The sequence below is a fragment of the Lederbergia wuyishanensis genome, assembly GCF_022900255.1.
In the GTDB taxonomy this organism is placed as follows: Bacteria; Bacillota; Bacilli; order Bacillales; family Bacillaceae_C; genus Lederbergia; species Lederbergia wuyishanensis.
In genome coordinates, this window is sequence record NZ_JALIRM010000004.1 from 36,991 (window position 1) to 51,934 (window position 14,944).

At 37.9% G+C, this 14,944-nt stretch carries 14 protein-coding genes and 1 pseudogene; 10 read left to right on the forward strand and 5 right to left on the reverse strand.

Annotated elements, in window-relative coordinates:
- Positions 1-29: 29 nt before the first annotated feature.
- From MT489_RS08750 to MT489_RS08775, 6 genes and pseudogenes are all read left to right on the forward strand, one after another.
- Positions 30-1,658 (forward strand): spore germination protein, encoded by a 1,629-nt coding sequence (locus tag MT489_RS08750; RefSeq protein WP_244681163.1) that lies wholly within the window; start codon positions 30-32, stop codon positions 1,656-1,658.
- A 15-nt stretch (positions 1,659-1,673) separates the two neighbouring features.
- The gene (locus MT489_RS08755) at positions 1,674-2,786 is read left to right on the forward strand and encodes a GerAB/ArcD/ProY family transporter (RefSeq protein WP_244681164.1); all 1,113 of its coding nucleotides are present in this window, start codon (positions 1,674-1,676) and stop codon (positions 2,784-2,786) included.
- Entirely contained in the window at positions 2,787-4,025 is a 1,239-nt protein-coding gene (locus MT489_RS08760) for a Ger(x)C family spore germination protein (RefSeq protein ID WP_244681165.1), read from the forward strand. It begins immediately after the preceding gene.
- Positions 4,026-4,041: 16 nt separating this feature from the next.
- Entirely contained in the window at positions 4,042-4,236 is a 195-nt protein-coding gene (locus MT489_RS08765; RefSeq protein ID WP_244681166.1) for a CLC_0170 family protein, read from the forward strand.
- 86 nt (positions 4,237-4,322) lie between these two features.
- A pseudogene (locus tag MT489_RS08770) lies at positions 4,323-4,873 on the forward strand (NADPH-dependent FMN reductase).
- Between the two features lie 160 nt (positions 4,874-5,033).
- Entirely contained in the window at positions 5,034-6,206 is a 1,173-nt protein-coding gene (locus MT489_RS08775; protein ID WP_244681167.1) for an MFS transporter, read from the forward strand.
- Positions 6,207-6,250: 44 nt separating this feature from the next.
- Here MT489_RS08775 and MT489_RS08780 read toward each other — a convergent pair whose 3' ends face one another.
- Entirely contained in the window at positions 6,251-7,618 is a 1,368-nt protein-coding gene (locus MT489_RS08780; RefSeq protein ID WP_244681168.1) for an APC family permease, read from the reverse strand.
- A gap of 20 nt (positions 7,619-7,638) precedes the next feature.
- Positions 7,639-8,541, reverse strand: a complete 903-nt coding sequence (locus tag MT489_RS08785; RefSeq protein WP_244681169.1) for an acetamidase/formamidase family protein — start codon at positions 8,539-8,541, stop codon at positions 7,639-7,641.
- A 286-nt stretch (positions 8,542-8,827) separates the two neighbouring features.
- Here MT489_RS08785 and MT489_RS08790 point away from each other — a divergent pair, with 286 nt between their 5' ends.
- From MT489_RS08790 to manA, 3 genes are read left to right on the forward strand one after another with little or no spacing between them, the layout of a single operon-like run.
- Positions 8,828-9,247 (forward strand): VanZ family protein, encoded by a 420-nt coding sequence (locus MT489_RS08790; RefSeq protein ID WP_244681170.1) that lies wholly within the window; start codon positions 8,828-8,830, stop codon positions 9,245-9,247.
- Positions 9,240-9,698, forward strand: coding sequence for a low molecular weight protein-tyrosine-phosphatase (locus MT489_RS08795; RefSeq protein WP_244681171.1), 459 nt, complete (start codon positions 9,240-9,242; stop codon positions 9,696-9,698). Before MT489_RS08790 ends, MT489_RS08795 begins: the two co-directional genes overlap by 8 nt.
- A gap of 16 nt (positions 9,699-9,714) precedes the next feature.
- Complete coding sequence (gene manA / locus MT489_RS08800) at positions 9,715-10,662, forward strand: mannose-6-phosphate isomerase, class I (protein WP_244681172.1); 948 nt, start codon at positions 9,715-9,717, stop codon at positions 10,660-10,662.
- Positions 10,663-10,881: 219 nt separating this feature from the next.
- Here manA and MT489_RS08805 read toward each other — a convergent pair whose 3' ends face one another.
- Positions 10,882-11,655, reverse strand: coding sequence for a creatininase family protein (locus MT489_RS08805; protein ID WP_244681173.1), 774 nt, complete (start codon positions 11,653-11,655; stop codon positions 10,882-10,884).
- On the reverse strand, positions 11,656-13,065 hold the full coding sequence (locus tag MT489_RS08810; RefSeq protein WP_244681174.1) for a purine-cytosine permease family protein: 1,410 nt from the start codon (positions 13,063-13,065) through the stop codon (positions 11,656-11,658).
- Between the two features lie 234 nt (positions 13,066-13,299).
- Between MT489_RS08810 and MT489_RS08815 the strand changes: the two genes are divergently transcribed.
- Entirely contained in the window at positions 13,300-13,404 is a 105-nt protein-coding gene (locus MT489_RS08815; protein ID WP_244681175.1) for a YjcZ family sporulation protein, read from the forward strand.
- A gap of 88 nt (positions 13,405-13,492) precedes the next feature.
- Here MT489_RS08815 and MT489_RS08820 read toward each other — a convergent pair whose 3' ends face one another.
- On the reverse strand, positions 13,493-14,674 hold the full coding sequence (locus MT489_RS08820) for a M14 family metallopeptidase (RefSeq protein ID WP_244681176.1): 1,182 nt from the start codon (positions 14,672-14,674) through the stop codon (positions 13,493-13,495).
- Positions 14,675-14,944: the final 270 nt, after the last annotated feature.

The window sequence follows — 14,944 nt, forward strand, 5'->3', positions numbered from 1 at the left end:
TATATTCTGACAAGTTAAGAGGGATATAAATGTCAGGTTCGTTAAGGAAAAAGAAAACGAAAAAAGAAAACAGCAAAATTGATAACAACGTTCCTCATGTTAAGCTTGATCAGTCAAGCAATGAAACATTAAATGGCGATCTAAAAAGGACCGTTGCATATATAAACAATATTTTAGGAGAAAATGATGACTTTATAAACCGTAAGCTTACTATTTTTGGAAAATTCCCGGCAGTCATTTTTTATATAAGTAATATGGTTGATCAGTCAGTAATTAACAATGATTTGATAAAGCCAATTTTATTTCCGCCGGAGCATCTTGAAATCAATCAGATTCAAAATAGTAATATTGTAGAAGTTTTGGCTGAAGAAGTGATATATCATAGTCAAATTAATTTAGAATCTAAACTTGCAAAACTTGTCCAAAAGATTCTTGCGGGGGAAACGGTAATTGCAATTGATGGAGTGTATGAAGCATTCCATCATGATACACATCACATCGAAAAAAGAGCTATTACACAACCTGAAACTGAACAGGTTATTATAGGACCGAGAGAAGGTTTTATCGAACGGCTAGATACGAATATAGGATTAATTCGATATCGTTTACCTACGCCTGATTTTTGTGTGAAAAAGATGAGAGTCGGCAGGATAACAAAATCAAAAGTGGCAATCTGCTATTTAAAAGGAATTGCGGATCCTGCCTTAGTCGATGAAGTTGAAAAGCGTTTATCAGAGATTAATGTGGATGCCATCATGGATGTCGGGTATCTTGAACAGTACCTTGAAAATTATCAGTTTTCTCCTTTCCCGCAAACGATTTTAACGGAACGGCCTGATAGTGTGGTCGGAAATATCATTGAAGGAAGAGTAGTGGTTCTTGTTGACGGATCTCCCTTTGCCTTAATGGTTCCTGTTATCTTCAATCAGTTTTACCAAACGACGGAAGATTACTCAACGCGTTTTCTTTTGGCGAGTTTTACACGGGTTGTTAGAATTTTAGCTCTCGTATTTTCGTTAGTTTTTCCTGCACTTTACGTTTCGTTTATATCATTTAATCCGGAATTGCTGCCAACAGAATTTGCAGTAGCTGTTGCTGGAGGGAGAGCAGGGGTCCCATTTCCTGCCGTAGTTGAGGTTTTAATGATGGAAGTGGCGATGGAAGTATTGCGTGAGGCGACGGTACGATTACCGAAACAAATTGGCGGAGCTTTATCGATTGTCGGTGTCTTAGTCATCGGACAAGCAGCGGTAGACGCTGGGTTATCAAGCCCGATAACTGTTGTAGTGATTGCTATTACGACTATCGGTTCTTTTGCAACCCCGGTTTATAATGCGTCGTTCGCTCTACGAATGTTACGATTTCCACTGGCTATATTAGCTGGTCTATTTGGACTTTATGGAGTAATGGTTGGAATCATTGTTATTTTCAATCACATGTTGTCTTTAAAATCATTTGGAGTCCCATATATGAGTCCTGTTTCTCCTGGGAATTTACAAGGAATGAAAGACGTTGTCATCAGGTTTCCATTTAGATGGATGCCGAGAAGACCTGAATTTCTTCACCCGAACAATGATACAAGGACAGGAAAAAATGAAGAGATCATTAGAGCTAATGCTAATAACATGTCCAATCAAACAAAGGTAAGTAAAAAATGATCGGAGAGAAATTGTATGGGGCAATCTCGTGATATCACGGCTGTTCAAACCGCAACAATACTAATAAGCACCATTATTGGAGTAGGAGTTTTAAACCTTCCACTGATTGCTGTTCAAGCCGGAGGCACGGGTGCTCCACTTTTGACATTAATTGCTGTCTTGATTGGTTTTATAGGATTATATAGTATCACAAAGCTAGGATTACGATTTCCGAATCAATCCATCGTTGGATACAGTCAAATCGTTTTGGGGAAATGGATTGGCCGTTTTTATGGTTTAACAATTATTTTATTTTTTACATTTTTAACAGCGATGGCATCCCGGGAATTTGGGGAAGTTGTAGTAGCGGCAGTATTGAAAAATACTCCAATTGAGGTAACTGTCATTGTCATGTTGTTAATGTCTGCTGTTTTTACACGTGATGATATAAATACATTTACTTACATTCATAATTTTTATGTGCCGGCTATCTTGATACCTGCCTTAATTATTGTCGTATTATCATTTAAGAATGCAAATCCTCTATATTTTCAACCGATATTTTACCCCCTAATTTCAAATAGCCTAAATCATGTATTTGTAGGGATGTTGACAGTAGCCGCATTGTTTCAAGGTTTTTTTATTATAACGATCATTATACCTTATATGCAAAAACCTGGAAAAGCCATGAAATCAGCCATTTGGGGTATAGGAATTTCTGGAATCTTATATATCATGATTGTGCTCGCTGCTCTATCTGTTTTTGGGGTGGACGAAATGAAAAACTTAATGTGGCCAACATTAGAACTTGCGAGAGCAACCTCTTTGCCAGGGAACCTATTACAAAGATTAGATGTAGTGTTTCTAGCTGTTTGGGTAACTGCCGTTTTTACGACGATTTTTTCTAGTTACATGTTAACGGTCCATTCACTAAGTCAGTTTTTCCGATTGCAAGGTCATAAAACTTTTTCTATGTTTTTGTTGCCTATTGTATTTTTTATCGCGATGATACCAAGAAACGTCTTCCAAATGTATGATGTTATAAAAATTGTTGGGAGGATAGGACTTTTGCTAACCATTTTAATCCCCATTCTCATCTTATTCACGGCCATCATTCGTAAACTACCCGAGAAAAAAGGGGGATCCTAAATGTTCAGGAGGATTGTATCACTATTTTGTTTGATCGTTTTAGTAATTCCTCTTTTATCTGGCTGTTGGGATAGCTTAGATATAGAAAAAAGAGCAACTGTCTTAGCAATTTCGATTGACAAAGCTAAAATGGATCACGGAACGGAACATGGAAGCCAAGAGGAAAAACAGATTTCCAATATAAAAGGTCATACATCAGAAGAAGATTCTCATTTAATCCAATTAACCGCCCAAATAGCAGTCCCTGGCCGTATCCCTTTAGGTCCGCAAATTGGAGGAGGGGGAGGAGAGGGGCAGAAACCAGTTTGGGTATTGTCTGTCGTAGGCTCCTCGCTTGATTCGGCGATGACCAATTTACAGCAAGAATTATCAGATAAACTGTTTTTAGGACATTTAAGGGTCATCATACTTAGTGAAGAAATTGCTAAAGAAGGAGTTGGCCGTTTTAACGATTATTTACGCAGACAATCTGAAGTAAGAAGAACTGCTTGGATGGCCGTTTCGAAGGGAAAAGCCTCAAGTTATATGAATGTAGCGCCAGAACTGGAGCGGGTTCCTGCTCTATATCTTAATGCAACGGTTGAAAACTCTGTCAAATTGGGGAAATTCCCAAATAATCCAGTTGGGGCGTTTTGGCGTATTCATGCAAGCAAAGGGCAGGATGCGTTCCTCCCTTATTTGGAAATTAAACAAGGTGGAAACATTAATTTGGAAGGACTTGCATATTTTAAAGGCGACAAAATGAAAGGACATATTGCCCCTATTCAAATTGGTCTGCAAATGGCTCTCATTCAACAAGGGGAAGGCGGATATGCGGCATTTTATACGGTTCCTGGTACAAATGAACAAGTATTGCTGCGAGCCATGAAACGAAGGGCGAAATTTAAAACAGCAATCCGTAACGGAAAACCAGAAATTTGGATTAGAATTCGTTACGAAAATGAAATTATTGAAAAAGAGAAAGGCAAAATACCGATAAATAACCCAAAAATTATAAAAAAAATTGAAAAAAAATTTAATAAAGAAGATACGAAAGCCATGGAAAAATTAATCAAAAAAATGCAAAAGGAAAAATCAGATATCTTTGGTTTTGGTGAACATATAAGGGCGAGGCATCCTTCTTATTGGAGCAAACATGTAAAAACATTGGAAGACTGGCAAAATATTTATAAAAATGATTTAAGTGTTCATGTTCAAGTTGAGTCACAGATCCTTCGAACAGGTATGAAGGCGAAATAAAAGGAGGGGACTCACGGTGCACTATAATTATTATTTTGTAGTCCTTTTAATCGCAACTGGACTTTTCATTTTATTAATTGATGTCAACACCTTTAAAAAAATTCAAATGAAAAAAGAAAAGAAATTTGCTTTATTTTTAGGGTGGACGAATGTCATTGCAGGCATGATATTTTTAATTGGCTACTGGGCTTATCAAAAGTGGTTTTGGTAATTACAGAAGAAAGCGAATAAATTGGCAGAGGATTTAAATTAGTTTATGATTTTATCAACAATCTTAAAGGAGAAGTGAGTTACATAATGAACATCTTTACAATCGTAGGAAGTATAAGAAAAGATTCCTATAATATGCAACTTGCTAAAACGATGCAAGAACGTTACAAGGATAAATTTAGTATTGAAATTGCTAATATTCGTGAACTTCCATACTTCGACCAAGATGAGGAAAAAAATCCACCACAGGTAGTAAAAGATTTTAAACAATCGATTGCAAAAGCAGATGGGTTATTATTATTACACCTGAATACAACTGGTCGGTTCCTGGTGTATTAAAGAACGCCATTGATTGGGCATCCAGAGTGGAAAGAGTGTTTCTAGGTAAAGCCGTAATGCCTCTTGGTGTATCTACCGGAATGCTTGGTACCATTCGCGCTCAATTGCATTTGCGGGAAATTCTATCAGCACCAGGTGTTCAGGCTAAAATTCTTTCACCAGGCGGTAATGAAGTATTGGTTAACTTTGCAGCACAGAAATTTGACGAGAATACAGGCAAATTGGTAGATGACACAACACTTAGTTTCTTAGATGATAAAGTGGAAAAGTTCATAGAGCTAATTATGTCAGGGAGATAAAATATATTTGGAAAGTTATTTAGGTGCTATTCAAGTTGTGCCAAACAGTAGTATAGTATATAACAGTAGCCATATTTGGCCAGTCCTTTAGTAGGGCTGGCTCCTTGTTTTTTTAAAAGAAAACTTCATTAGAATATACTCGCAAAGGAAGCTTATGATTATGTTACGGAAAAATCCTCTTTTGTCGCTCAAGATGTTTTTGTTTTTTGGTGCCGCGATCAGTTCACTGGTCGTTAGTTTTTTGCCCTTATATTTTCAAAATAACGGGCTAACGAAATCAGCAATAGGGATGTTTTTTGCGCTTGGTACTTTGGTGGGATTGATTGCCCAGCCTGTTTGGGGCTTTATGAGTGATAAATATAAAACTGTAAAAAAGATCATCGTCGTAGTGTTGATTGGTATTTTAATGGGTATATTTTTGATCTTCCAGCTTAGCTCTCTTGCTATGCTGTATGTGGCAGGGGCACTATTTTTCTTCTTCTTTACAGCACTGAATCCATTATCGGATAATTTAGCGAAGCGAATTGCGGATGAACAGAAGGTTACATTTGGTTCTATAAGGTCATGGAGTTCTTTTGGATTTGCAATCATCTCTTTAGCAAGCGGATTTTATTTTAATAAAATGGGTGTATCATCCCTTTCAATCCCGATGATGATCGTAGCAGGTATGACTTTAATACTGTCTTTCACATTAAAGGATGCCAATTCAGGTACGAAAAAAGTGAACTTGAAAGAAGTAGGTAGTTTTTTTAAAGATAAGACATTACTCACTTTCTTTCTCTTAAGCTTTTTTATATTTCTAACACACCGTATAAATGATAGTTTCATTAGTTTATATTTATTTGAAATTGGCGGGAACGAGATGCTTGTCGGGTGGCTATGGTTTATAGGGGTTCTGAGTGAAGCAATTCTCTTTATTACAAGCTTCATTTGGTTCCGTTCTAAAAACCCAATTATATATATTATCATTGCAGGCTTTCTCTTTACCATTAGATGGACGATGGTCGGTTTCATTAAGGATCCATCTATTTTACTTTCGATACAAGTTATGCACGGATTATGTTTTGCAATTTTATATATGGGTGCTATTGAATATTTATATAAAGCTTTGCCTGTTGAAATGCAGGCAACCGGCCATATGGTTTATATGGGAATAGTTTTTAGCATAACGAATATTATTGGTTCCTCTGTAGGTGGAATTATATTCGATACGTTCAGTGGTTCGACACTTTATTTTACAATGGCGGTTTGTTCTTTTATTGGAACGGTTGGTTTTATCTTGTTTTCTATGAAAGAAAAACCCCTGAGAAAAATAGCGGCGGTAGAAGGATAATAGAAAAGGTGCGAATCCTATGGGGATTTCGCACCTTTCGTTTACTATTCTAATTTCATATCTTTCTTCGATAATTTTAAATAAATAAAGTAGATGACCCCAATACCAAGCCAGATAAATCCTAGTTTTTTAGCAAGTATGTCGAGATTGATCCAAACATAGGCAATGATTAGAAATCCAATGGCAGGTAGTACTAGGTGACTAAAGTAATTTGTACTTTTCTTCTTTCTTATATAAAAATTGATAACTGAAATGTGCAACAACAAGAATGCAGAAAGTGCACCAAAGTTGATGACAGATACAAGTTGTCCAATTTGTGCTGAGAAGAAAATAGTTACGATAAATGAAATTGCTGCAACAACGAATGTTGCGACATAAGGTGTTTTAAACTTAGGATGAACTTTTGATAGTACATGTGGCAACTTACGGTCACGTGCCATACTAAAGATAATACGAGAAATGGCTGCCTGTGCAACGAGTGCATCAGCAATACCCCATGCGATAACTGTAGCAATGATGGTTGTCCATTTTAACCAAGCGCCACCAGCGATTTCAGCAATTTGATAGAATGCTGTATCAACATTTTCAAATGTAGTAAAATCAGGCCAGATAAGTGCAGCGACCCAAGTTTGGATGATGAACATTACACCAACTAAGAGTAATGCACCAATAATCGCATTACCAATTGCTTTTCTTCCACCTTTTGATTCTTCTGCGAGTGTAGAAACTGCGTCAAATCCGAGGAAACTCAGTACTGCGATAGAAACAGCTCCCATGACAGTTGCCATTGAAAAATGTTCCTTATCATATAAAGGCTTGAACGTAAATTCTGCACCATTAGCATGCTGAGCAATGGCTATGATACCTGCAACAACGAAAATAACTAAGACAATAAGTTCAGCAATCAAAATATATTTATTCGTTTTTGCAGTGAATTCAATTCCTAACACGTTGATGAGTGTGTTAATGCCAATGAAAATAAGAAGCCAGACTATAATCGGTACTTCAGGTACAATGTCTGCAAGAGCGGCGGCACTCACTAAGTATAGGAGAGCAGGAACAAATATGTAATCTAATAGAATGAGCCAGCCTCCGAAAAATCCTGCAGTATCGTTAATTCCGTGCTGTGCATAAGCGTAAACCGATCCGGAATACGGAATAGCTTCCGACATACGAGCATAGCTGAGAGCGGTAAAAATCATACCAATCATACCGATAACGTATGCAAGGGCAACCATCCCTTTTGCTCCAGTTGCAACCTCACCATAAATTCCGAATGGAGCAATCGGAACCATGAAAATCAAACCATAAATCATTAAATCCCAAAATGTTAATGCACGTTTCAGTTCCTGTTTATATGCAGGAGCCTTCCCGTTCAAATCAGCCTCTTGGCTTAATTTTTCTATAGCCACTCAAATTTCCCCCTAAACAATTAAAAAATTTCTATGTTATATGCATCTAAAAACGATTGTGGTACAAAAAATCTTGCCGTTAGAAGTGGATCGACAATTTGCGAAATTTGTGAATGCCCAATAGCACTCATGAGCATCGTCATCTCTGCTACATCCATATCTGTATATGGCAATAATAAATCGATCATCTCTTCAACAGCTAGTTTTGCTGCTTCATCGAGTGTTTCGGCAGATACTAAAATGCTAAGTCCGTCCTTACTTTTAACAAGTGGATGTTTCAAGCTCTTTCCCTTTTTTACTTCAAGTGTTAAATCCGCTGTACCAGCTACTTCAATTCCTGATACACCAATTTCTCCATCTCCCATTGCAGCATGCATATCCCCAAGACCAAATAAAGCGCCTTCATGGAATACAGGGAAATAAATAGTTGCACCTTCTGTTATAAGTACCGTATCCAAGTTTCCACCATGGTTTCCTGGTGTTCCGCATGGTACAGCATCCAGTTCTGGAGCTACACCAATGACTCCGATCATTTTGTTAAGTGGAATGCGAACTTTTTCATTGAAAACAGCCTCATCCCCTTCAAGCGGAATCATTTTGATCGTGAACTCATCAATTCTATGGCCCATGACGCCAAGGTTTTGTCCTGTTGCAAGTACACCCGGACCCTTGATATCAAGCCCGTGAATCGTAACGGCTAGTACATCTCCAGGTTGTGCAGATTCTACAAAGATTGGACCTGTTGCCGGATTAATCCGCTCCCAATCGATAGAATTCATCGTTGTTTCACTGGATGTAATTTGACCTTCAAAGCAATCATACGATTCTACTGTAATTCGACTTCCTGAAGCAACAGTGGCAACAGGTTTATGATCTTTGCTGAATGAATATATCGGTGTACCTAGACCTACTGTTTGACTCATTTTTCTACCATCCTTTCTTTTTTGTATAAATATTAATGTCATAATGTTATGACATATTGCAAAGAGTATAACATATGGGTAAATAAAAGTGAACATTATGTGAATATATTCCTATGAATATTTTAAAAATAAAGAGATTTTAGAGAAAAATGATTGATTTAATTAAAAAAAAGCCACTCTTTTGCACTAGTGAAAAAAATGAATGCTTTATTCATATTTTTGTTGAGTGCATGCAATAGTTGATTTCGATATAATAATAGAAGACTATGATAAGAGGATTATGTTTATGAATAAAAGATACTTATGGCTAATAGCCGCGATTGTTTGGTGTATAGCGATTTTTATAGCGACCGCATCCCCATCATCTACAGGGAGTAATACACAGTCAATATTGGTAAAGTTTTTTCATTTTACTAAGGAAGATGCACAAATGTGGAATCTCGTGTTTCGTAAATGTGTTCACTTAAGTGCTTTTGGATTGCTCGCTATACTTTTCTACAATGGATTACAAAAGAACCGATTTTGGTTTGCATGGCTGTTGACAACGTTATACGCTGCGACAGATGAATTGCACCAAGTTTTTATCCCGGAAAGAACGGGGGCTCTGCTAGACGTTGGAATAGATTCAATAGGTGCACTTATTGCTCTTATTGGAGTGATTCTTTTAAGGAAAAAAGGAAGAGATAGGAGACATGAAAATGGTTAAGGTTTTGTTTGTGTGCCTCGGGAATATATGCCGTTCACCAATGGCAGAGGCGATATTTAGGGATTTGGTTAAGAGAGAAAATTTGGAAGAGATTATTCATGTCGATTCTGCAGGTACCAGCTCATGGCATGTTGGTGCTCGACCACATAAGGGGACTCTTAAGAAATTGGAAGAATATCAAATTTCCTCGGAAGGAATGCTTGGAAGACAATTTACTAAAGAAGATTTTGAGAAATTTGATTACATTATTGCTATGGATGAGATGAATATTCATGATATTTATGACATTTGTGGCCAACCGCGTCATCCAAAAATTATGAGGTTACTTGAATTGACAGATAAAAAAACAGATGTTCCCGATCCATATTACACTGGGGATTTTCAAGAGACATATAATTTAGTGTTAGAAGGATGCCAAGCTTTGTTGGATAAAATAAAAGCAGAAATGTAGTAAGGGGATGAACAACATGGGCGAACCATTATTTTTACAACCCGTTTTCCAGGAAAGAATTTGGGGAGGCACCGCATTAAAAGAGAAGTTTGGTTATGACATTCCGAACGATCATACCGGGGAATGTTGGGCCATTTCGGCTCACCCAAACGGGCCATCTATCGTAAGAAATGGAGAATACGCAGGTAAAACGTTGATAGAACTATGGGAAAAACATGCCGAATTATTTGGTAATCAACATATGAAAGTATTCCCGCTCCTGACAAAAATATTAGATGCGAATGATGATTTATCTGTTCAAGTGCATCCAAATGACCAATACGCGAATGAGCATGAAAATGGTGAACTTGGCAAAACGGAATGCTGGTATATTATTGACTGTAAAGAAGGAGCGGAATTAATTTACGGTCATTCTGCTCAGACGAAAGAAGAATTTGTGTCGATGATTGAAAACAATCAGTGGGACGAGTTGTTACAACGAATAAAAATAAAGCCTGGAGATTTCTTTTATGTACCAAGCGGCACAATTCATGCTTTAGGAGAGGGAACGCTTGTACTTGAAACCCAGCAAAGTTCCGACACAACATATCGACTATATGATTATAATCGTCCTGGACAAGACGGAAAACTACGTGAACTACATATTGAAAAATCAATTGATGTTTCAACGATTCCTCATCAAGTTGCCGATTTTTCACCAGAAGTACATACAATTCCAGGGGCAACCATTACAAAGTTCGTGGAATCCGACTACTTTACAGTGTATAAATGGGACATAGATGGAAAGGCCAAATTTGAACAAAATCAACCTTTCATGCTTTTCAGTGTACTTGAAGGAGAAGCGGAATTAACAGTAGGGGAAAAACAATATCCCGTGAAAAAAGGAGATCATTTTATCTTGCCAGCTAAGACTGGAAGCTTTGAATTGGATGGGAATGCGACATTAATTGTGTCGCATCTGTAAAATTGGGGACAGGTCCAATGGGGACAGGTTCGAAGGGGACGGGGCCAAAAGGGACAGGTTCTGCCCCCCCCCCCCAGTAGATCGAATCGACATCCGAGATTGTAAAGGATTTCGTGAAAGTATGTCTCTAGAGAATTGGAGATAATTTTCGTGGATTTAATGAATAATATTGAATTATAAGCCCATTCCTCAATTAAGAACGAGGAATGGGCTTTTCGATTATTTCTTCAAATCATATTTCCAATTTCGGTTTTCCAAGTTTTTAATTAGGTTAACTAGGTAGTCAACTACGATGTTTAGCATTTTTTCTCCCTTTTCCATAGTAGCTTTTGTTGGGTCTCCTATTGCGCCGGTTTCGGTTATTTCTTCGATATCAAAAATAACAGATGCATGTTCGCTTATAGCAATCATGTCATGCGGCATTTGGCAAATGGCATCATCAAGGTTAACGAGCTCAGGACGAACTGCCATCGTAATAGATGTCTCTCCTTCGCCACCGTGACCAAGACCATCCCATACTTCGAAATCCTCTTTCATTTGCTCACCGGTAATTTCCCACCATGCTGGAATGTACACGAGGACTGCTTCCTTATATCTTGCTTTTACATTCCTGGCGGCCACTTCAAGTGCAGGGATATTTCCATCATGGCCATTTAAAATGATAATATGTTTAATCCCATGTTCAATTAAACTCGTAAAAATATCTTCTGCAATAGCAATCGTCGTTTCGTATCGGATAGAAACTGTAATCGGAAATTTGTTGTAATGAATAGAGGTTCCATACGGGATACCAGGTACAACGACTGTTTTATCCAACCGTTCTGCTGTTCGTTTCGCGATTTCAGTAGGAACAAAAATATCGGGACCGAGAGGAAGATGCCAGCCGTGGCTTTCGCATGCTCCGAACATCGTAATGGCACTATCAATCTCGTTATTTTGCAGTTTTTCTTTTATTTCTTTTGCAGTGAATTCATTTAAAAATACTTTTTTCATTTACTGAATGCCTCCTGTATCATGTTTGCTATCATTAAGAGATTTATAGATCAATGGATATAAAATGATGGTTATGACTAACGCAATTAATCCTGATGGCAAGCCAAATGGAAGCGGAATAACATATTGGAACAATAAACCTAGTGCTGCACCAATTAAAAATGAAATGATACCAGGCAACCTATAAGTTGGTTGGCTGTTTAATTTACTAACATCGTAATTCCCTTTTTTAACAAGAAAATAATCGGCAATAAGCGGGCCGGCAAGTGGAGGAGCAGCTGCCCCAAGCACGGTAATAAAATCTGCAAAGAAAATTTGATAGAAAGCAAGGGAACCGATGATTGTTCCAAGAATACCGGCAATCAAGACTAGCTTCCTACGTTGGACGGGTTTTTTATAAGAAGAAAGTACGGGACCAACATATAATGAATTGCAATATAATTCAGCGTTATTCGTTGTCCATAGAGAAGTAGTCCAAGCAATGACCCCAATAATAGCAAGAAACAGTCCCTTATCTAGCATCCATTCTACGTAGTTAAATTGGCCAACTGATACAGCGCCAATGTAACCGACGAAATTTAAAATCGGATTAGTTAAAACGAAGCAAGCGACCGCGCCCCAAATGACCGCTTTGACCGACTTGTTGAAGCGAAAAAGGTCAACTCCCATAACAGCGCCTGCAATCCAGCTTCCCACAACAACGGTTATCGCATGACCTAAACCAAGTCCGCCAAGATTATTTGCTTCTGATAAAAATGATGAAAAACCACCACCCTCACTAAGCATTCTAATTCCTACAATGATCGCAATGATTAATATGACAGGTGCAACAGGAATGGCAATCGCTTCAATCGCTTTAATACCATAATAGGCAGTAAAAGTGAAAACAAGTCCGAACACCATACACGCTAGAAAGTTTTCCAGTGTAATAGCAGGAATTCCTTCATATCCAAGTGAAGCCGGATTAAAAACAACCACTCCAGAAGGATTTCCAATAAAGGAACTCCAAATTTGTCCAACCATTCCCGTAATACTTGCAAACCAGCCGAGAGTTAGTAAAGCCATGACAATCATCGGAAGATTTGTCCCTTTTGATCCATAAGAATAACGACTAATAAGTGCAAGACTCATCCCAGTTTTCTGCGCTGCAATGCCAAGTAAAGATGTCAAGACTGTTAGCGACCCCATCCCTAGAGCAATCGCCCAAAACGCGGTTGAAGGCGCAACACCAGGCTGTCCACCAAAACCTGCAAGCACTCCTCCGACAAATAATCCTGTAACGACGTACCCGAAACCAACCCAAACCATTACTTGATTCCAAGTTGGGCGTCTTGCTGCTTCAGGTACGGGTGCGAGCATATACTCGCCGTCTTCAAGTGCATGTTCTTTTGTTTCTACGACATCAGACATTTAATACCCCCCTTTTCTTAAAAAAATGTCCAGATAACCGGACAAACTTTCAATGAGAATATATTCATACGAATTATGAATTATGCGTTATCAATCCTTCTGACAATTCGGTATGAAGAATGAAATAATAATAAATTGGCGTAGAATGATTCAAATGTCTACATGAATGTCCATTCCGAAATTGGTTATCTCTCATAAGATAAATCATCCCGGTATTAAGGGAGGTGTAACCTTATGAGTGGTGGAGGAGCATACGGAAACAGCTTTGCGCTAATTGTTGTCCTATTTATTTTGTTAATTATTGTTGGGACAGCGTTTGTTGGCGGAGGTTACTATTAAAACATCGCTTTAGGGAGAGGGTGGACAATAATTGTCCGCCCTTTCTCTAATTAAATAAAGTGAAAAAGCCCCCCGAAATTGGAGGACTTTAGATTAATGCTCGAACTAATAACGGTTTTACATGAGCATAAATTTCATCATATTGTGATATAGGAAGAGGGTTTTGGCCTAATCCAAGTTCAATTGTGAATCCTGGACGGCGAAAATCTTGGATGTACCAATCTTTATAACCAGCATAACTATCAACATAACGAATGGCTTTATATCCGCTAAGCCTTGCGAAGTCATTGGCAAGTACTTCAGATTCAGGTGGCTCCAATCCTTCATAGCCCCAATAAATCTCACGCCCTTGTGTATGCAAGGCAAGGAGTCGGGCGAAGCTTTCATTTTTCACAAGATTCGCCATAGCTTTTGTTTCTGGTTCTGACAATGGGGATGACCCAGGATAATCTCTTGGACCTGGCACTTTAGGCTTTCGTTCTTTCTCGAATTCCCAATTAGCAGGAAATTGCTTATTCAAATCGACTCCGCGAATATTGGCTTTCCATCCTGAAAAGTCCGTGCTGCCACTATTTAAACGAATGACTTCTTCTCGTTTTCCTGCTGGCGGACCGTTTAACACTAGACTGACTCCGTCTGGGTTTACCATTGGGACAGCAGAAAGCTGGGCATTCTCATAAATTGATAAAGCCGAAACTCCGCTAATATTTTGAGCATTAGTTAATGCTAGCAAGTATTCATTTAAAAATTTCATTAAAATCGGTGATGTAATCCACTCATTTGCGTGAAAAGAAGCGTTCATTTGGATTTTACGATTGCTCTTTCCAACGCGCAAATCATATAACGGTAAATTATCCACACTTTTACTTGCTTCTCTTCTTCTCATGAAAGGATAGACAGCCAATAGTTTTTCAATATCATTATTTAATTTTTGAAAGTCATAGTGATCTTGACCATCCATCGTTAATGTTGTGACTCTTAGAGGAATTCGAATTTTTTGACCTACCTCAAGTTGGCTTGGATTCGTATTTTGATTCAGCAGCAGTAATGCATCAATATTTAAATGATGCGATTGTGCAATTTTCCAAAACGTATCTCCGGAGCGAATAGTGTAACTACTTTCAGTAAATCCAGGAATTTTTACCATTTGCCCTACTTGAAGATTATTAGGGTTAATACCAGGATTTGAATCAACAATCAGAACAGTAGGTATGAAAAATAAATGGCTATAATGCCAAAGAGTATCCCCTGACCGGACTCGAATTTCCATTTGCGTCCCTCCAAAAACCTTTATCAATTTAGTAGTATGTGAAAAGATAAGAAAGATGACAGAAACCTATATAATGTATGGATGGGTTTGGAGGAATGACACCTTACATAGAGGGTTTTATTGTTCAAAAAAGATGAAACAAGTTGATATTTGATTAGTTTCATCTCTAAATTAAGATATCATTCGCTAAGAAATTATAAAATTTAGGAGTTCGTCGAGAATTAACGGGTAGTTCTCGACGAAAAATGGTTTTTGTCAGTTTCATCTCTA